Origin of the sequence: Halobacteriovorax sp. DPLXC-1 (assembly GCF_036903125.1) — a bacterium.
In the GTDB taxonomy this organism is placed as follows: domain Bacteria; phylum Bdellovibrionota; class Bacteriovoracia; order Bacteriovoracales; family Bacteriovoracaceae; genus Halobacteriovorax_A; species Halobacteriovorax_A vibrionivorans.
The window spans coordinates 1,301,659-1,321,069 of sequence record NZ_JAYMCO010000001.1 but is presented as its reverse complement, the minus strand read 5'-3'; the positions used below and the strand labels follow the sequence as shown (position 1 = coordinate 1,321,069).

Below are 19,411 nucleotides of genomic sequence, written 5' to 3'. Positions count from 1 at the left end.
TCAATAAGTTATTATAAAGTTACCGGCGTAAAAGGGCGAAAAGTTAAGAGATAGGAAAGTGAAAATTAATGAAATTACGTGCACCTTTAATAACATTCCTTGCCGCAATCTTGCTACTAACCTCTTGTATGCAAGCGGCCAATAATCGACTCTCTGTCGATGGTGAAGATTCAGAACAAGAATCAACGAATAATATTATCGAAAATCCAACTGATGCCTCATGGTATGCAAAGAATCAATATATCCAAGGTCCAATTACCATTAACTCAACAGACACTGAGTCCATTTATCTGGTCGGTGGTGTTGTTAATAATTCAATTGTATCTTCAGAAAAAGTAAATTCAGCTTTTTGTCTTGTTGCTGATTTCGATGGTGCCGGGGAAGTTGTTTCAGGAAGTGTTGTAAAAAAACCTCAAGTTCGCCTAAAGGCAATTCCTATTAAATCTAGTAAATCACAAGAAGTAAGTATGCGAATCGAAATTGCAAATGCAATTGATAGTCAAGCCTTCTGTGGAGACGGAATTATTGGATATACAGGTTCAACAACTCATACTACATATCTAAATAATAAAATATCAGGTTCTTTAGCAGCTTATAGCTTAAATGATGTATGTCCTACATGTAACTCTAGCTTCCCTGCTCTTAACCTAAGATTTCATGAATCAGTGTACGGTACAGTAAATAGTGTACCTACTCTTGGCTCAATTGGTATTGATAACTTAAACCTAAATATTGATGTTAAAAACACAACCACTAATCCAGATACAAATAGCTGTACAAACTCTTCGTGCCAGCTACAAGGATATAACTGCTGTCTTAACGGCCAATGTGTTAACGACGGTGCAACAAGACCTAATATTGATGAAGACAGTCTTGAATACCAAACAGCATTAAATGAAATGCTAGAAAATCCAAATGCATTTAAGAGCTACCCTAACCTTTTCTATGTGTGTCCAATCAACACTGATCCAAGTGAAGATGATGAGACTGACACGGAAGATGAACTAGATAATGCTAATCAACAGCTACAAGCAGATATAAAAGACTATAAGTGTTTATTAGGAGAAACAGCTGAGTGTTCACCAGATCTCGACTCTGTAAGAGTAAAGATATGGGAAAAGTGTGGATGTCCACATGAGCCAACTTATGCTGGTGGAGAGCTGCAATTAGATGCCCGCTGTATTGATTACGGTTTAAAAGCCGGCAAGGATGCTAATGGCAATATCCTAAATATCACTTGTGATATTCCAGTAAACGAAAATGACGATGCTCCATTTCAAAACTTATCAGTTTTAGTATCGGCCAAAAGTGCACCTCACCGCTTCTTCTCTTTAGCGGGTGTGCCTTACGATAATTTATCAGAAGTTCCTGAAGGGACAAATCAGGAAGGAGATTATTTCTTCTATCTTGATGATGCAAATAAAGCAGGTCCAATTGAAACAACTTATTCAATGAATGCAGTCCTTGGCCCGATGACCCTTGATCTCCAACAAGCTCAACCAGCTAAGGTTGTTGAAGTTGATGTTGATCAAGTTTATATCATTTCGGCTACAAGTGGATATTCAACTCCATGCCCATACTGTCAACAAGATGCTTGGCAAAAAGTTTTAAGTTCTCATCCTGAGTCTTCTAAAGGATATGGATTAACATGGCGTGGTTACACGACAGATCGTACAGCTATTGGAAGTAATACAACATTTGGTAATTATGAAGACACTATTTTTGGAAGGGCCTGCTGGGTTCCACCAACGATGCTTGCAAGCTCACATATTAGCTACTCAAATGCTGGAGTTCAAAGAAGAAACCGTCTTACGACTCAAGCAGCAATGTATGTTAATGGTTACCAAAGAGATTGGTATGGCTTTAATCAAGGAGCTCTAATTGGTTCTTTTGATGGTGTTTCTTGGTTTGCAGTCGGTGCAGGAAGACGAGTAAGATCGACAACAAATAAGCTCTTCTTAGCAATCAACGCACCATTTGCTGACCTTACTCAAAACAGTAATTTTACAGTCTCAGTTGTAGAAGACCTTGGTGGTCAAACAGCAGCTGATCACGACTACGACTTTTCTCTAGACCCAGATAGCGCTGCTCAAAACTTTGGAGCGAGTTGCCAGTATATGCACTCTTGTAACACTGATAGCGATTGTGTTGCAAAGCTAGGATGGGAATATGCATGTGGACAAATCACAGACGTAAAAACAAATTGGCCTAAATTTGATATTGATGCCTTTGAAAAAAATGACTACAGTCGTGAGGCCATTTCACTTTCAGCAATACTTGCAGGAAATATTAGTGGCGGACAAAATAACCGCTGTGTTTACCGCGGAGCAGGTTCTCCTTGTAAGCTTAATCCAAATGAAAATGTGAAGAAGACAAGTCAGTCAAAGCTACTAACTTGTGCTCCTAACTTCTATTGTGCGGCCCTTGATTCAGCAAGTTTTTCAAAAGAACTTATTCGCTCCCCTAATGAGCCAACTTCGATTCTATTTGGACAAGCTGCAAGCATTCTTGGTAGACCGATATCTTATACAAATCGAGCTGACGAGTTACCACAAGAAGTACAAAATGCAATTGCACAAAACTTATCAATTTACGCTGCAACTGGAAGCTACGAACCTTCAGAAGTTGGGCTTTGTATCCCAGGAAGATCAGCTGATACAGGAAATACAGGTGTTGAAGCATTTGAGCTAAGACACGAAAAACAAGATAACGATAATAGAACAGACTATATTTCTCAAATCGCTGCCTGTGATGAGACAGCATACCAAACAGGCAAAGTTAGAAGCTGTCCAGTATTTGATGAAGATGGTAATTATCTTAATGATGAGACACCAATAAGAAACCCTCTAGCGGTTAGACAAAATATGTGTAGTGCATCCTCTATTGACCCTGTGACAACTGAGTCAACATTCAAATCAATAGAAGCTGGAAACTTAAGCTACGTATTAAATGTACAAAGTGAAACCCTTGCTGCTAACGCCTGTTTAAGACGAGCAGGAGCAATTTGTCATACTGACTTAGATTGTGGACCTAACCGTTTACATGCAGATGTAGCCAGAGGACTATCCCCTTCAAGCTTTGGAGGAACGATGGCCGAGCAGAAGTTCTGGGAAGAAGAGCTTGTTTGTGGACAAAGCCAAGAAGAGCCACTTCTTAATACGATTCTTGGAGCAAATTATTATAATTATGACATGTCTAAGAATCGATGCTGTCGTGAAGTAAGTAAGACTTTTACAATGTATACCGCAGTTGGCGCACGCTCAGACTTACCTGGTTACAACGTCGATAACGTGGCCTTAAACCCACTTAGAGATTCAATTTCAGATAATGATAAGACCGGACGCTACTCAAGATACTTGGCAGCTGAGTCATACTCGACAAATCCATCCATTCCATCTTTTGGCCTACCTTCAGCAAATGATACAAAAGTTATCAATGAAACAGGTCGTGCAAATTGTTGTGGTGGTGGATTTATAAGAAAGTTTGAAGATGGGACAAATAATTGGACAGTTGGTAATCGCCTAAATATTTCACCTTCTAAGTTAGCTTGTCTAAACTACTCAATGAGATCATGGGAAAAAGGATTTGATCCAACTAATCAAAATAATTGGCTAATGGAATACTCATATATGAGCTCACTTGGAGGCTATAGAACTTACCCAGACTCTCCAACGAACCTTTTTGACTGGCTACGTCCTGGAGACCCTGTAGGTGCCGTACAAGCAAATATTCAAAATGACTCAGAAACGCCACAAGCTCCAACAGAAATACCGGCAACTGGCCTATCTGGACGCATAAGCCTAAGCCCTGTCGATGCCGAAGGACAAATTAGTCTAGCAGCAAAAACAGTTTATGGTATGTATGAGCAATTAGGTGTTAGTGACACTTACAATGCTCCTTACCCTCCTGTTATTTTAAAGCCGTCAGGATTTAATAATCCTCAAGCTCCACTTGTTAGTGCTCCAAGTAGTGATAATGGATTTGCACCAGACAACCTTTATCTAGCAATTTATATTCCAGACTATGTGAATATAGCTTCTATTCGCAATGTCCTACTCCACTATACAGACGATACTGATGCTGCTGACTTTTCAGATATTAACTTTAGTAGCGATATGCTAAGAGGGCCACCTTCTGCAATAGCTCCAGCACCAGAAAACTATGGAGATGAAGTAACGTGTTCTTCAGTGAGTACTGCAGCAAACGACCTTCTCTTTACTGATAGTAATGATATCGACTCTGATGGAAATACTGGAGAGCCTAGTTACTGTATTATTCAGGACAACTTTAACTACTTATTCTTCTATGTAGGAAATCAGGCCACGCTAAATGGTTTCCAAAAAGGTTGGTTCTCTTTTGAATACGATTTAAAAGATGAGATCTTTGGTACGATTCCAGGAAACCAAGCTTATTACGAAGATATCTTTGAGAAATACGAACTTCTTGGCGTTCCTCAAGTTGCTTATGAAGCAATTCGTTGTAACGATGAAAAAGCTAATCCGGCAGATGGGACATCAAATGTTGGTCGCTTGATTGAAGGTGTATATAATGATGCTGGACCAGATCCATTTACAGCAGATGCTATTCCAGGAACTCCAGCTGGTGTTGAGTCTAAAGTCTATTACAAAACAGATGGCTCAACGATTTCACTACCACAGATTTTCTCTGCGGATGAATTCAAATGCTGTTCTAAATTAGGTTCAAATGTAACCGATCCTAGTAATATGTGCTGTTCAGGTTTTGGAGTATTAAATAGTGATAATACTTACGAGTGTCGCCTCCCTAGTGGAACAGACCTAAACTTATATCTAAACCTCTTTATTTCGTCAGAAGGTATTGTGACTGATAATGAGAATATGTCTCTTACTCCAGACGAAACACATTATAACCTTGAAACTGGTTATCCAGATCACTCAAGTGAGACTGTAAGATCAAAGATTCAACAAATTGGTGAAAGATTCTGTCAATTAGGTACTGTGAGCAATGGTTCTGCTTTTGATAACTTCTACCCTCAACCAGCAGCTGGGTACTTTACAGAAGACACTCAACTAACAAGCTATAATACAATTGTAGACTCGATGGATGATCTAACGGCCACGTCAGTAAACTACACAGAATTCATTTCTGGTAAGCGCTGGAATCGCCACTTCTACTGTGATTAAATTTCACACAGTGTTCAATATTTAGACGGCCTTCTTAGCAATTAAAACAAATTTTCAATACCTTAGGCTTTATCCTTTTTGGCATAGCAATTGCTTTATTAATAGTATCTTAACTTACACAAAACAAGAGGCTATTATGAAGAAGCAAAACATCTCAACTATGATTAAAATTGCTATCCTAACGGGACTAATTCCACTGTCATCGTATGCAAGCATTTGTACAATCGTTGAAAGAAAGTTCGAACGCAAGGACTTTGAAAAGATCAGCGACTTCGATGAAGAATATCGTCAAAGATACGAAAAATACAAAGAGCGTTGTGATCTTGGTAAGTACAAGGTTGCTGAAGAAGCTTATCAAAGAGAATTAAAGAAAGATAATCAAGAAAAGAAAGAGCATCAGGATTTCATTAAAGATCGTGAATCAATTGAAATCTCAAAAGAAGACCTTAGAGACTTCTATGACAACTCTCCTATTATTGCTTACCGTGCTTCACTTAAGTATAGAGCATACAATGGAGACAAGGATATTTACCTACAAAAGATGTCTGATGCAAATGCAATCTGTCAGAACATGCTAAGTGATAAGAACGCAAAGGCCAAAACTGCACTTGTAGAAATTGCTGAAAAAGACCATATGGGACAAGTTGAAACTCCTGTTGCAGTTCAAGAGCAATTAGAGTCAAGATTTGATAGTAATGCAGCAACGGCAGCTTTCACTATTGGCCAAAAGAAATGGTATAACAGTGGTGATAATATTGAAGCTGGAACGGTAACAAACGAATTTGAAACATCAAGAAAAGAAAGAATTGAATTCAATGCAGATCTAGAAATTAGACAAGCCTCAGGTCTCCCATCGACATTTGTTGGAGATATTAGAGCTCTTGAATTCTCTAAGATTGAATGTGTTAGTAATCCAGTTAATAAGCAAGATAAACTTGATGATATTGATACAAAAACAACATTACAAACGAAAGTTAACTCTGCTGAAATCGACAGTGATGAAGATGAGCAAAAAGTTATCGTAAAGTTTGATGAACAAGAAAGACAAAACTTTCTTAAACAAAAAGGAAGTCGTGACAGCGATGATTCAAATGACACAAGAATCAGCGATATAAGAAGAGGTCAGACTACTGAAAAATATGAAATACAATCCCAGATTGATTTCCTCCTAGACGGCAATAGCCGTGGGATGAATCAATAACCCCCCCTTAAAAAGGCCTGCAAATGCAGGCTTTTTTTTTTGACCCCAACTCCATTGCCAAGTACAATTTAATTATGAAATTGGCCCATCTATTCAAATATAGCTTCGCCTGTATAATTGCGACTTTAAGTATTGCAATGACACAGCAGCAAAATACTCAATCATCTGTTCAAGTAATTGAAGAAGTAAACTTTAAGCCACATATGGTTGAACATCTTATAAAAGGCTGTCCTGAGAACTCTAAATGTTCAAAAGAGACAGGTAAGACCTCAGAGAAATTCAAAGAAGTCTTTACAAATGGAAGTTTGAAAGAAAAGAAAAGTTTTGTGAAGGAATTTGGACTCCCCTTCACTTTCTGGACCACAACAGTCTCACAAGATAGTGTCATCACTTATCAATCACGTTGTATACATCATAAGACTGAAAAAGATAAATTTGGAAAAGTCTTAGTAGAGCGCCAAGAAATATATGAAGGGATTCGCTTTACAAAAAATATTAATGAAATCACTTCATTTCATGGGGTGATACTAAATCAAATGATTAAAGAAGGTAGTGATAAAACTTACTTTATTCCTCGATCAACAATTCCATTTTTTACAAATGGAGACGATCTTTTCTTTAGACAAGAGTTTCGTGAAGTTGATTATGCGATGAAACTTTCACCAAATAAGGGCTCAACAGCAACGTATATATCCTTAGCAACAAAGAAATTCCCAAATAAAGAAATATTAAATACGAGTTGCTCAAAAGAACTTGTAGATAAATTTAAAAAGATCAATAAGAGTGGAATATATCAATCGGCTTATTGTAAAATGATCTATGATACAAAAGAGAAAAAGTATCATCGCTATATCTTCGGCTGGAGCTGTTAATTGAAACAAATTGAAATTTGTATTTATAATCTTGAGAACTTCTTTATTAGAGATGCTTTCGATAACCCTCCAAATATAAACTACTTCAAATCAAAACTAAACTTAAATCAATTAAAACAAGTTTTCACAGAAATAGATGCCGATATCTATGCCTTAACAGAAGTTGGCCAAATTGAAAGCTTAGTCTACTTCAACGAAGTTTATCTTAACGAAAGTTATGAAATATTCCATCAACAAGGCAATAGTGATCGCGGAATTGAAAATGCTTTCTTAGTAAGAAAAGGCCTTGAATTTGAATTTGAACATCTAAGCCATACAAATAAAGAAATCGACTTTCAACTTCACGATGAAGATGACAATGATTACTTTCTAAGTAGAGACTTCTCCCACTTGCGTGTAAATAGTAAAAAGGGAGAGCATTTGCTTAGCCTCTTTAATGTACATTTAAAGTCACAAAGAGATGATGATACTGGCCATGACTTTAGGTCAGTAAGAAGGCGCCAAGCAGAACTGGAATTATTATTAAAAGTCTATAAAGAAGAGAAGAAGCAATATCCTAATACGCCAATCCTTTTATGTGGTGACTTTAATGGTAATGCTTCAAATGAAAATACAGATGAAGAATTTAAAGTCATATATAAAGAGACTGATCTTAAAGATGTACTTTCTATGCGTCAGCTTCCCCTACAGTATCGAACAACATTTTATCAATTTGTAGGACAAGCCGCACACCAACTTCAATTAGATTATATCTTCATGGAAGAGTCATTTGGCCATCGTTTAATAGATGCTGCTGTCTATCAATATAAGAATTCAACAGGTCGTCTTATTGGCCCTCCTCGTAGAAGAGGTGATATTTGGAATAATCCATCTGACCACTACCCTGTCTATGCCATCATAAAAATTCAAGACTAATTAATATTCAATCACTTAGACGTTGTGCAAAGCATTGTTTTATGCGATGCAATTGCAAAGACGCATAAGATCAATTATTTATTTTCTCATGCATAAATACACACAACACTTTATAAAAGCTTTAATTTCATTAATTCTCGTAAGTAGTACGTATGCTTCTACAGTCGTGGCCATTAGCGATAACCAAATAGATATTGGCCATGAAAAACTACGTGCCCACCTCTATCGTAACTTTTCTGAATATCAAAACGGATATGACACCGATCGAAATGGAAAAGTTGATGATCTTAATGGGTGGAACTTTATTCATGATACTAATAAAGTATTCGACCCTTCACTCATTGGTACTTTTGATCCAAATGTATACAAGTACTATGAAGTTAGACGTCGAAAAACATTAAAGATTGCAACAGATGAAGAACTTGAATGGTATAAAGAGATAAGAAAAGATGATGATTTCATGGATCATCGAAGTGACTTCTCTTCATATACACATGGCTCTCATGTCACTTGTCTTGCGATGAATACAAAAAAGCTTCCGTATGAAATAAAAAGCTGGGACCTTAAGTTCATGCCTATACGCTACCTTGGTGATGATGAAGTCGGGCTATTTAAAAAGAAAGAGTTTACACCGAGTAAATATTCAAGAAGCTATTATAAAATTCAAAATATTAAGAATTACCTAAACTATTATCAGTCTTGGATGATCAAGAAGTTTGAAGAGACAGTTAAATACTCAGCAAGTAAGTCAAAGATTTATCATGCCTCATGGGGCCAAAGCTGGGAGCCTGCATATGATATGGTAAACGAGCTCTTTCAAGATGAGTTTGATATAAGTGAGAAAGAAGCTGATAAGAAATACAAGTCAACAATCACGAAATTTCGTAACGACTATATGAAAGGCCTTATGAAAAAAGGTCAAAGAGTCGTAGAAAACTATTCAAATCTTTTATTCGTCTTCTCTGCTGGAAATAAGAAAGATAATACAGATGAAATGCTTCACTACCCTTCATCAATTATCGCTGATAATGTTATCTCCGTAGGAGCAATTGACGAAGACAATGAAGATAAAGCTTATTTTTCTAATTTTGGGAAAACAACTGTTTCTCTCTTTGCACCAGGTGTGGCCATATACTCATGTTCACCAGGAGATCGCTACATTCCAATTAATGGTACATCACAGGCAGCTCCTCACGTTACCAATATAGCGGCCAAAATTTTCGCAATGGCCGACTACTACGCTAAGCCTATTTCACCAGCGCATGTAAAAGACATACTATTATCATCAGCTACTAAGAAAGCTAAATTAAGTGATCTTTGTGTAAGTGGTGGAACTTTAAATGAATCGGCTGCAATAATGACGGCAAGACGATTCTTAAGATGGTGATAGGTTCACTCTAGAACACATCTATTTTTTCTAAATATAAGCCTCTTTCTGTCGATAAGAGATAGTAAGAGGTGACTAAAATGAAAAAAATTGGAACACTATTTCTATTATCGACAACACTTATTAGCTGTGCTGGATCACAACATTACGGTAACGGGCTTGGTGACCAATTTGCACAGTTTACAGACCGATCAGAAAGCGAAGTAAACCCTACTCCAACTTATAAAGTTCGTAAGTTTGAAAAGAAAAAAAGAGGTCCTGCAAGTGCAGACTCACAAACGTCTAAAGATATTTCAAAGCTAGATAATAAGAAAGTTTATTTCTTATCTTTATATGAGCAATATTTAACTTTCTCACAGATATACCCTAGTTTTAAAAAAGAGATTAAAACATGTGCTTCCTTTCATCAGGAATTCATTAATTATAATGATCGACCGAAAATGTGGGAATATACCTTGAAAGAAGAAATTACAGACGATATTGAAAATGTTGTTTGGCATCTTCCATACGAAGGAAAAAGAGCAACAAAGAAGACACTACCTCTAGCGATGAGAGATCATATGGATCGAACTCACAAAGAACTTGAGCAACTTTGTTATAATGGATTCTCAGATAATTACTATACTTTTGCTAATTACATTACACTAGCTAAAGATAAGAAGGTATCTGCACAAACTCTAAAAGGTGCTAATTCACTAGTTAAGATGAGCGTAGTATTTAATAAACTACTTATTGAAAATCTAGCACATAAAGAAAAAGCAGATAAGGGAAGAGGCCTTGCATCTAAAACAGAAGATATCGAATACACTGATATTTCTCTTAAGCGCATGCAAGCACTTTGGTTTTAGCTTTAGCTTTATTAACCTAATTTAAGCGTTTCCCCACTATTAAAAGATAGCATTAGGGCCTTATGATTATTTCATGAGAGCTTTAATAATAATCATTCCCCTACTACTTATAAGTTGTAACCAAAAACCTTCTCAGCAACGACTGTCTGAGATTGCTCGTGACTTTTATGAAATACCAAATTTTTTTAAAATTCAAATAACAGCATTAGAAGTAATGAGTGAAGTTGTTGATCAAGACTATAGTTGTTTTGAATATAAAGTTGATATCAATCTTAAAGCAAAACAAGACCTTCTTACTTTAAGGCCAACTAGGCCATTTGGTAGCTATCGAATAAGAACGACTAAGGGCGAAGAGTTTATTCCCATAACAAATACAAAAAAAGAACTTGAAAAAGAAATGAAATATTATGAAGAGCAGATAGATAAAGTTTCAATGATAAAGAAGTGTATTCGTATGCGCGGTAAAAGATGTGTACGCTATCGTAGCGTTAGGGCCTCACGTGGCCACAAAGAGAAGATCATTAATAGAAAAATAGCATCCACAAGAAAGCTTTTTCCGTTTTCTATAAACAAAGATCAAAATACGATTGTTAAGGAACTTCCACTGATAGTGTGTCAAAACGAATTAACGCAGAAATGGGAATAATTACTTTGAAAGAAGTAAGTAAATATCTCTTACATTTGCTCTAACAACAGAAATTGAAGTCATCATATCAGAATAATAGATATGTTTTCGACCATCTTCATTGTGATGAACTTTAGCGAAGTCCTCTCTTTCAGTCATCAGATGTTTCTTGAGCTCTCTTGTATCATGAATAACTCGTTCAACATCTTCTTCAGAGGCAATATGCCCTTCATAAAGGCTTAAGCTTTCAGCAAAAAGATTTTGAACTTCCTTATAAAAGTTTAATAAGCGCTCAGACTCATCGGCCGATAGTTGCCAATTTTCATAATACTTCGTAAGCATTGTCGTTAACTTATCTAGACTATCAGCTAGCTGCTCAAGGTCAGAAGCAATCTGCATTAACTTAATGGCATTGCGACTCTCTTCCTCTTCAACTCCACTAGAGATGACCTTAGAGATAAATTCATTGATTTCAACTTGAATATTGTCGATTATCTTTTCGTAATCTTTAATCTTTGCAAGTGCCCTAGCACCTTTAGTTGGACTTTCTACGTACTCATAACATTTTTCAAACATTCGAGAAACAATATCCATAAGTTTCCCAATTTCTAACTCTACTAAGACATAGGCCATCGTTGAAGATATGTGACGACGATCACCTAGAAATTTAAGCTTTGGGCGATCCTTGAACTTAGCATCAGGATATAGGCCTTTAACCATTTCTGAAATAATATTTTTAAAAAAGAAATAATTAAGAATAGCTAAAATGTTAACAAAGAAGAATCCCAGAACAACAAGGTTAAGTGGATCTAAATCAGTTTGAACATTATGATCAATTAATACAATCAATAGAAAAGAAGCTGCTGTAGCGACTGAATAATGAATTAACGGGCCAAGACTTAGTCTTATGGCCAAAGGTCTTGCATTTCGTCTTGCTGTATCAAAGTTAATGACAAACGAACAAAGTGAAGACGCTGTAAGCATTGCAAAGCAAAAGCTAGTTGGAAAAAGGTTACTAATTAAAAGAACCACTACAATTGCCAAAGTCATTGTCTGACTTCTTAAGATAACAGCAATAATACTTCCAATAGTGAGTCCTATTAGCATATTTGTAAAAAGTGAGTAATCGATAAATAAGACGATAAAGTTTTGAATATACTTCCACGTTACAAGGTTTACAAAACTCTCGTGCATAACTGCAACGCCTAAGAATAAAAAAGCAAGACCAAATAAGAGCTTACACAACTTCCTAATATAGAGATTGCGAGAAATTAAACCTAAGATTAAAGCGAAGGCCATCAGATTCAAAGCTGTCTCTTGAGATGAGAAAACAAGAATAATAAATATTGCAATTGAGCCCAGGGATGAGCCTAGGAACATAGGCAATACCCTCTTTTGCTTTATAAGGTTAGCATTAACTAGACCTATGGTAACGAGATTTGCCATAGTTGGGGAAAATGCTAAAAGACTTAGTCTTGCTCCATTCCAAAAGTTAACCACAAAGTTTTTACCATCAATATCAGAGACGATATGTTTAATACTTTGTGAGCCTAAACTTTGAATTCCAGCTGAAATAATTCTTTGGCCATAATAGAAAATTGCGAGACCTGAGATAAAAAATAAGATGTGTTGCAAATAGTACATAATAAAATTAATTTACGAAGTAGCCTTGGCCACCCAAATTGGTATGATTATGTACAATATTGTATCTCGAATTAGATAAAATAGGAAAAAATAAATAAAAGCTTTTGGGCCTTTATTCCAAAGTCCTTCAATTCCTAAGTATTGAATTTTCTTTGACATGGCTACCATGAACTTTGTTTTGCCATAGTGTTGAATAAAGAAAGAAATGGCCCCATCAACCTTGCGATCAAATGCTAAAGCAGGCTTTTTCAACTTATTCCATAGCCTCTCAAGCACTCTTTTAAACGCTGATTTAGGCTTTTTGGCCTCACTGGCCACATCATTTGAACTTTTCGTAACTGTATTCATGATGAGGACAAATTAGCAGAAATTTCTACCCGTGAAAAGAACTTTAGGAAGTTATTGATCGCATCATAGACAGACTCAATTAGACCTAAATAAAAATGTGTAAGATAGTAATATTGTAAAGAAAACATTGACTATTTTGCTCAATGAAGACAAATTAGCGCAATATCGTCAATGCATAATGAATTCTACAAAATTGTGACACTTTTAAGTGTTGAATTTTGTAATCTCTTTTTACAGAGATCGGACAATAACACAACGCAAGGAACAGATTTTTGTTAGAAAAGATCCATTTACTTAATATTCAAACAAAAAGTAACGAAATACCTAAAAGACTATTAGAGATGCCAGGGGCATTTGTTCTAATTACTTGCCAAAGAACAATCATTCTCACAACTACAGAGTTTGATTCACAGGATAAAGCCTTAGGTACATACCATACTTCAAAACAAGCCTATCACTTTCTCTTAGAAACGATTTGCGGTCTACAAAGTAAACTTAAAGGTGAAAGTGAGATCGTTGCTCAATTTAAAGAAGCATTTGCAAATTATCTTAAAGAAGATATTCGCTCTTCTGTCATTCTAAGAGTTTTAGAAAAACTTTTTAAAGATGCTAAAGAAGTGAGAAAAAAGCACCTCGTTAAGATTGGTCAACAATCATATGCCGGAATCATGAGAAGAATCATTCAGTCAAAATATGAAACTGGTGATGTTTTAATTCTTGGCTCAGGACAACTTGCAAGAGATTCGATTAAGCACTTAATGAAGAAATACAATATTTATATCAGTGCTAGAAATCCACAAAAAGTTCAAGCTCTCATTGAAGAATTTCCAAACGTAAATATTCAAACTGTTGAATGGAGAGACTTTGATTCTTATTACAAGTTCAACTCTCATGTGAATACAATTGGATCTAATGATACAATTTTTGCTGATGAGCACTTCAGAGGTCACTGTCCAAATAACTCTGTTTTCGTAGACCTTGGCTCACCTTCTGCTATTCAAACAGAGTACGACAAGCAACACGGGGTTTATCGACTTGGCGATATTCTTAACCACGGTAAAGTATTAAACGAGAAGAAGACAGAAAAGATTGATCAAGCAAAACTTGCTATTCAAGACCTTGTTGAAAGAAGGGCCAAACATCTGGCCTTAGCAAATACTCGAATGAGTATTTAACTTTTAATTAACTCAATAAAAAAAAGTATCTAGTCGAATTATGTCCTACAGGTAAATTCTGTAGGAGACATAATGGAACTTAATCAAAGCACATCGAGTATTGGCCATCTACCTTCAAGCGCATTCAAGTGGATTGGACAAAATGCTCAGGTATTTAACAAAGAATTTATTTCACTAAGGATGTTACTTGCTCTAAGTTTCATCATCAATATAACCTCACTTGCTCTTCCTATCGTCCTCATGCAGGTCTATGATCGAATAATTCCAAATCATAGTACAGGTACTGCTATTGTTCTTCTAAGTGGCCTGGCCGTATTTATTCTATTTGAAACGGGGCTTAAGTACTTACGCTACTATATGATTACATTTGCAGGTGCAAGATATGAAAATAGAAAGTCCCACGAATTAATTAGAAAAACTGTAACAGATTCAGATTTTTATAATGTTGGAGTATTTCAATACACATTAAAAGAAATTCAAAAAAATAAAGCATTCTTTGCAGGACAAGGAATCATCACGCTTACAGAACTACCGTTTCTCTTTCTCTATCTTGGCTTTTTATTTTATCTAAATCCATTAATGGCCCTTGTACCGGTGGTAACTTTAACTATTTATATGATGATTTCACTGTACTCATTAAAGAGTATGACTCGTGCTATTCAACTAAAGCACGTATCGGAAATCGAACAAAATAACCTACTCTTTAAAATTCTCGATAACCTATCAATCATTAGAAAGTTTGGAAGAATTAATTTATTTAATCATCGCTTTAAAAAGTCTCAAGCGGAATTAGTTAATAATAATTACAACTTAAATCGTTATGAACATTTTCAATTTAACCTTAGTCAACTCACCTCACAAGTTACATCTGTAATCATATTGGCCATCGGTGCATACTTAGTGACTCATGGGCAAATGGGAATAGGAGCACTTGCAGCGGCCATTATCTTAGCTAATCGCTGTGTTGCACCTACAGGTAAAATCTTTCAAGCACTTAAAAAAATACACGAAGTAAAAGTAATGTCTGATGTAATCATACACCCTGAAAGTGCTGTTGATTACAAAGAAAAAAAGAAAATTGATAAAGTGTATTCAGTTATTGTGCCTATATATATTGAAGGACGTCGATACGAAATACCTTTTATGAAGGGTGACACCGTTTCATTGGAAAACCAAGATGAGGATACAAAAGAATTCTTATCCCCTACTAACTTGAAGGCAATTACAAAAAAGATTTTTGTCAATGACTTTCATCTTGATAACGCTGATGAACTCAGTGTCTATAAGAAAATCGCTGTTATTAATTCAGTCCCAAGTATTTGGAATGGCACAGTAAGAGAAAACGTAACTTCATTCGGTCTTATCTCAGATGAAAAAGTACAAAACTACATTGATCTTTTAGGCCTTGGAAAAATCATTCGCAAGCTACCACAAGGGATGGAAACCTATATTACTTCAGAAAATGATGACAATGTTTCAAATGAAGTGAAAACACTTATTTATATAACTAGAAAACTTGCCCTTGATCCAGAAATCATTGTTCTAAATGAGTTTGAATCAAATTTGGATAGAGAGAGTTATGCAAAAATCTACGAGTATATATCAAGTATTAGAGAATCAAAAATAATCCTAATCAATACAAATGATCAAAACTTATTAAAACTTTGTAATAGAGACCTACTTAATAACAGAATTGGAGAAATAGACAATTACTTGTCTTAGGAAGCAATATGACTAATTTAAAATTAATTTTCCATCATTTTATGGAATTAAAGTACGAAGATGAGTACAAAGAAGAAGTAAATGAGATTCTTATGTCTTTTGTTAATATGAAAGAAGTTGATCTTATAAACTCCTTAGCGACACTAGGTCTTCAAGGTCGCCCATTTAAGATAAAACTTAAAAACATAGAAAGGGACACCCTACCTTGTATTGTAATTTCAAATACTGATGTAAAAGACTTTTGCAATAAAGGCGACTACTTGATCTATAGTTATGATTCAGATGAAGAAAAATCATATTTAATAAATGATCAAGAACAAAAAAGACATATCAATGAGAAGAAATTTAAAATAAAATACGCATTACTAATTAAAGAATTTACAAGTGTTGATTATGATAATGAAAAGATTTTTACAAATACTAGCGTAAATTTTTCGACATGGATTAAAACAATCATGTCGAGATTCGATAAGCATCTTCGTCGAATCTACTTCTTATCATTCTTGAATGTTTTTACGACTTTAGCACTTCCATTATTTGTCATGTTTATCTATGACAAAATCGTTGGTTCAAAAGATCTACAAACACTTATACCAGCGACAACCGGTATACTTCTGCTTTTAGCACTTGATTTTAGTGCTCGAAATATTAGATCAAATATTATCTCATGGTGTGCTTGTCGAGTTGATTATTTTTTTGAAGTCGCAATTCTTCAAAAGATGTCTAATATGTCAGATCATCAAAGAGAAGTTGAAAAGCTGGATTATCAGATTAATCGTTTTGAAGACATAAGAAATTCAATTAACTTCTTTTCCTCTCCTTCAACACTGATGTTAATTGACACAGTATTTAATGCTATCTTAATCATTCCAATATTTTTCTTATCGTGGCAAATGGCAATTCCCCTACTCTTATTAGTACCAATATACACAATCCTCTACAGACAACACATTGGAAAACTAAGGCTTAAAAAACAATACTTTAGTGAAATTAACACAGAGAAAAATAATTTAACAAATGAACTCAAAAGAAGATCAGAAGATATCTACCTAGAGAGCCTATTTCCTGTTTTTAATAAAAGGCTATCTTCCTTAACATCTCGTTCATGCTATAGCGGTCATCAAAATCAAATGTTGGTACATCAACTTGAGCTAATCGCATATGTAATGACAATAGCTGTTGGAATCGCATCTGTCGCAACTGGTGTCTTACTAGTATGGGATCAAAGCTTGGCCATGGGTAATTTTATGGCCGTAATGCTCATCTTATGGAGAATATTATCACCTGCTCAGCAATTGTTAAATTCAAGACAAAGATTAGATACTATCAAATTCACATTTCAAAACTTACATCGGTTCTTCAGAGCACAAACAGAAAATCGTACATATCAAACATATGAAGACTTAAACGCTAATAATTTTGATGTTCAATTCAAAGGTGTATGTTTTCGTTACCCTGAATCGTTGGAGAATGTATTTGTCGGTGTTGATATAAAGTTAAAAGAAGGTGAAATATATGGAGTCCATGCTGGTGCAGAGTCAGGAAAAAGTGCATTTATAAAATTACTTAATAAGACTTACTTACCACAATCAGGCTCTATCCAAATCGGAGGGGTGGATCATCGTCAATTCGACACACTCTTTTTAAGACATAAAATACTTACTCTTAATCTTACAAACTCTTTAACTAAAGACTTAAGTATTTATGAAAATATTAAGTATATCAATCCGTTAATCAAACGCGATGATATTTTAATAAAACTTGGTCTATTTGGAATTGGCGACATGTTAGAAAAAGAAGGCATAACAATTGATACACCACTTAGCGGTTCAACGAAGCTGAAAATATCAAATGAATTATACGCGGCCATTGTCTTAGCAATACCTTTTTGTACTGAAGCAAAACTTGTCCTCATAGAAGAAATCCCAACAAGTTTAATTAACGAACAACTTAACCTATTACATAAATTTCTTAAATTATCTAAAGGAAACTTTGGCGTTGTTTTCTGCTGCGAACATAAAGAAATGCTCAAAGAGGCAGATAAGATCATATATATGGCACCTGGATCACAAGTATTTTCAGGCTCAAAAGATAAGTTAATACCTGCTCTAGAAGAAAGAGCTTTAATTTAAGGATATTCTATGAAAAATAAAAGAAAGAATAAATCGATTAAAGACACACTCGATTATGCAAAACAAAGTGACTACATAGGCCAAGACTTACTTCTAGAAGAAGCACGTATTCCATTAGTAACGAAATCTATTATTTCACTTTCTGTTTTTGCAATTATTGGCTTCCTTGTATGGTCATCTGTATCCACTGTAAATGAAGTCGTAAAAAGTAACGGTGAAATCACACCAATTAAACACATTCAATCAATCCAACATATCAAAGGCGGTGTTGTTGACTCGATCAATGTCATTGATGGACAGCTTGTTGATAATGGAGAGATTCTATACACACTATCAGGTGATAATGTTAAAAGTGAAAAAACAAGGGTGCTTGCCAAACTCTACTCACTATCACTTCAAAGAGAGAGACTACTCTCCTTCATTGAAAATCGTAAACCTCGATTTGAAGAGATTGCACAAATCCACAGTCAAAAATATGACTTAGAAGGATCACCTCAAGTCCAAACAGATGCTCTAAAAACAATGCAAGATTCATTGGAAAGTGAAAAAACGATCATCGAAGAGCGCTTAAGAACAAAGATGGACGAATCCATTACATATGAATCAACTGTAAAAAATGCTCGTAGAAATTATCAATTAGCTAAGGATGCATTAGTCCTTCAAAAGAGACTTGTAAGAAATGACATTGCACCAAAGGTATCTCTAACACAAGTAGAGATGGAAAAGAATCGATATGAAAACGAATATGTTAATGCAAAGACCTTAAAAGCAAAAATTGATAACGAGATCATCGAATTACAAGAAAGACTAAAAAGTCTAAGTGCTAATAGCGCAGAAGATGCGTATGAGAGAATCTCTCAAATTGATTTATTACTTGAAGAAAACGAAAAAATTCTTCAAGGGATCGAAAAAGAGATCGAATCTCTAAATATACGTGCACCTATTGCAGGGATTGTAAAAGGAGTAGAAATTCAAACGATTGGTGGTGTTATAACGGCCGGGCAAAAGATTATGGAGATTGTTCCAATTGATGGCCAAGTCAATGCAATCATTAAAATCATGCCACAGGATATCGGTCATGTACAAGTAGGAATGCCTGTTGATTTAAAGATCACATCATATCAGTACAATCGATACGGAACAATTTTAGGACAAATTGAATCAATTTCACCATCTACTTTTTATTCTGATGGTGGAGCGAGCTACTATCGAGCGATAGTAAAATTATCTAAGAATTATGTGGGCGAAGATCAGACAAAGAACTTAGTCCTACCAGGTATGACTGTCCAAGCAGATATTCTAACTTCAAGAAAAAGTATATTAGCTTACTTAATGAGGCCACTAACTGTTTCATTAGACTACGCACTAACAGAGAGATAA

General features: G+C 35.3%; 13 protein-coding genes. 11 read left to right on the top strand and 2 right to left on the bottom strand.

Going from position 1 to position 19,411, the window contains the following annotated elements; genetic code table 11:
* Nucleotides 1–68: 68 nt before the first annotated feature.
* From VCM44_RS06355 to VCM44_RS06325, 7 genes are all read left to right on the top strand, one after another.
* On the top strand, nucleotides 69–5,162 hold the full coding sequence (locus VCM44_RS06355; protein WP_334678331.1) for a hypothetical protein: 5,094 nt from the start codon (nucleotides 69–71) through the stop codon (nucleotides 5,160–5,162).
* A 136-nt stretch (nucleotides 5,163–5,298) separates the two neighbouring features.
* Entirely contained in the window at nucleotides 5,299–6,363 is a 1,065-nt protein-coding gene (locus VCM44_RS06350; RefSeq protein WP_334678330.1) for a hypothetical protein, read from the top strand.
* Between the two features lie 74 nt (nucleotides 6,364–6,437).
* Nucleotides 6,438–7,235 carry a hypothetical protein gene (locus VCM44_RS06345; protein ID WP_334678329.1) on the top strand — a complete coding sequence of 266 codons (798 nt, stop codon included), beginning with the start codon at nucleotides 6,438–6,440 and terminating at the stop codon, nucleotides 7,233–7,235.
* Nucleotides 7,236–8,150 carry an endonuclease/exonuclease/phosphatase family protein gene (locus VCM44_RS06340; RefSeq protein ID WP_334678328.1) on the top strand — a complete coding sequence of 305 codons (915 nt, stop codon included), beginning with the start codon at nucleotides 7,236–7,238 and terminating at the stop codon, nucleotides 8,148–8,150.
* Between the two features lie 88 nt (nucleotides 8,151–8,238).
* Nucleotides 8,239–9,537 (top strand): S8 family serine peptidase, encoded by a 1,299-nt coding sequence (locus tag VCM44_RS06335; protein WP_334678327.1) that lies wholly within the window; start codon nucleotides 8,239–8,241, stop codon nucleotides 9,535–9,537.
* Between the two features lie 80 nt (nucleotides 9,538–9,617).
* Nucleotides 9,618–10,385 carry a hypothetical protein gene (locus tag VCM44_RS06330; protein WP_115363498.1) on the top strand — a complete coding sequence of 256 codons (768 nt, stop codon included), beginning with the start codon at nucleotides 9,618–9,620 and terminating at the stop codon, nucleotides 10,383–10,385.
* Nucleotides 10,386–10,458: 73 nt separating this feature from the next.
* The gene (locus VCM44_RS06325) at nucleotides 10,459–11,031 is read left to right on the top strand and encodes a hypothetical protein (RefSeq protein WP_334678326.1); all 573 of its coding nucleotides are present in this window, start codon (nucleotides 10,459–10,461) and stop codon (nucleotides 11,029–11,031) included.
* Here the strand turns inward: VCM44_RS06325 and VCM44_RS06320 are convergent, their stop codons facing one another.
* Nucleotides 11,032–12,645 (bottom strand): PhoU domain-containing protein, encoded by a 1,614-nt coding sequence (locus VCM44_RS06320; protein WP_334678325.1) that lies wholly within the window; start codon nucleotides 12,643–12,645, stop codon nucleotides 11,032–11,034. It lies immediately after the preceding gene.
* A gap of 21 nt (nucleotides 12,646–12,666) precedes the next feature.
* Nucleotides 12,667–13,002 (bottom strand): hypothetical protein, encoded by a 336-nt coding sequence (locus VCM44_RS06315; RefSeq protein ID WP_115363504.1) that lies wholly within the window; start codon nucleotides 13,000–13,002, stop codon nucleotides 12,667–12,669.
* A gap of 272 nt (nucleotides 13,003–13,274) precedes the next feature.
* On the opposite strand from VCM44_RS06315, the gene VCM44_RS06310 reads away from it, so the two are divergent.
* The 4 genes from VCM44_RS06310 to VCM44_RS06295 all read left to right on the top strand — a co-directional run bounded on the left by VCM44_RS06310 (nucleotide 13,275) and on the right by VCM44_RS06295 (nucleotide 19,411).
* Nucleotides 13,275–14,177, top strand: a complete 903-nt coding sequence (locus tag VCM44_RS06310; protein ID WP_334678324.1) for a hypothetical protein — start codon at nucleotides 13,275–13,277, stop codon at nucleotides 14,175–14,177.
* Nucleotides 14,178–14,249: 72 nt separating this feature from the next.
* Entirely contained in the window at nucleotides 14,250–15,899 is a 1,650-nt protein-coding gene (locus VCM44_RS06305; RefSeq protein ID WP_334678323.1) for an ABC transporter transmembrane domain-containing protein, read from the top strand.
* 8 nt (nucleotides 15,900–15,907) lie between these two features.
* A complete protein-coding gene (locus tag VCM44_RS06300; RefSeq protein WP_334678322.1) occupies nucleotides 15,908–18,031 on the top strand; it encodes an ATP-binding cassette domain-containing protein in 2,124 nt (707 codons plus the stop codon).
* A gap of 9 nt (nucleotides 18,032–18,040) precedes the next feature.
* Complete coding sequence (locus VCM44_RS06295; protein ID WP_334678321.1) at nucleotides 18,041–19,411, top strand: HlyD family type I secretion periplasmic adaptor subunit; 1,371 nt, start codon at nucleotides 18,041–18,043, stop codon at nucleotides 19,409–19,411.

What these genes read in the sequence shown, in the direction of transcription:
- VCM44_RS06355 (WP_334678331.1), top strand. Translation starts at nt 69, where the DNA reads ATGAAATTACGTGCACCTTTAATAACATTCCTTGCCGCAATCTTGCTA.
- VCM44_RS06350 (WP_334678330.1), top strand. Translation starts at nt 5,299, where the DNA reads ATGAAGAAGCAAAACATCTCAACTATGATTAAAATTGCTATCCTAACG.
- VCM44_RS06345 (WP_334678329.1), top strand. Translation starts at nt 6,438, where the DNA reads ATGAAATTGGCCCATCTATTCAAATATAGCTTCGCCTGTATAATTGCG.
- VCM44_RS06335 (WP_334678327.1), top strand. Translation starts at nt 8,239, where the DNA reads ATGCATAAATACACACAACACTTTATAAAAGCTTTAATTTCATTAATT.
- VCM44_RS06330 (WP_115363498.1), top strand. Translation starts at nt 9,618, where the DNA reads ATGAAAAAAATTGGAACACTATTTCTATTATCGACAACACTTATTAGC.
- VCM44_RS06325 (WP_334678326.1), top strand. Translation starts at nt 10,459, where the DNA reads ATGAGAGCTTTAATAATAATCATTCCCCTACTACTTATAAGTTGTAAC.
- VCM44_RS06315 (WP_115363504.1), bottom strand. Translation starts at nt 13,002, where the DNA reads ATGAATACAGTTACGAAAAGTTCAAATGATGTGGCCAGTGAGGCCAAA.
- VCM44_RS06305 (WP_334678323.1), top strand. Translation starts at nt 14,250, where the DNA reads ATGGAACTTAATCAAAGCACATCGAGTATTGGCCATCTACCTTCAAGC.
- VCM44_RS06300 (WP_334678322.1), top strand. Translation starts at nt 15,908, where the DNA reads ATGACTAATTTAAAATTAATTTTCCATCATTTTATGGAATTAAAGTAC.
- VCM44_RS06295 (WP_334678321.1), top strand. Translation starts at nt 18,041, where the DNA reads ATGAAAAATAAAAGAAAGAATAAATCGATTAAAGACACACTCGATTAT.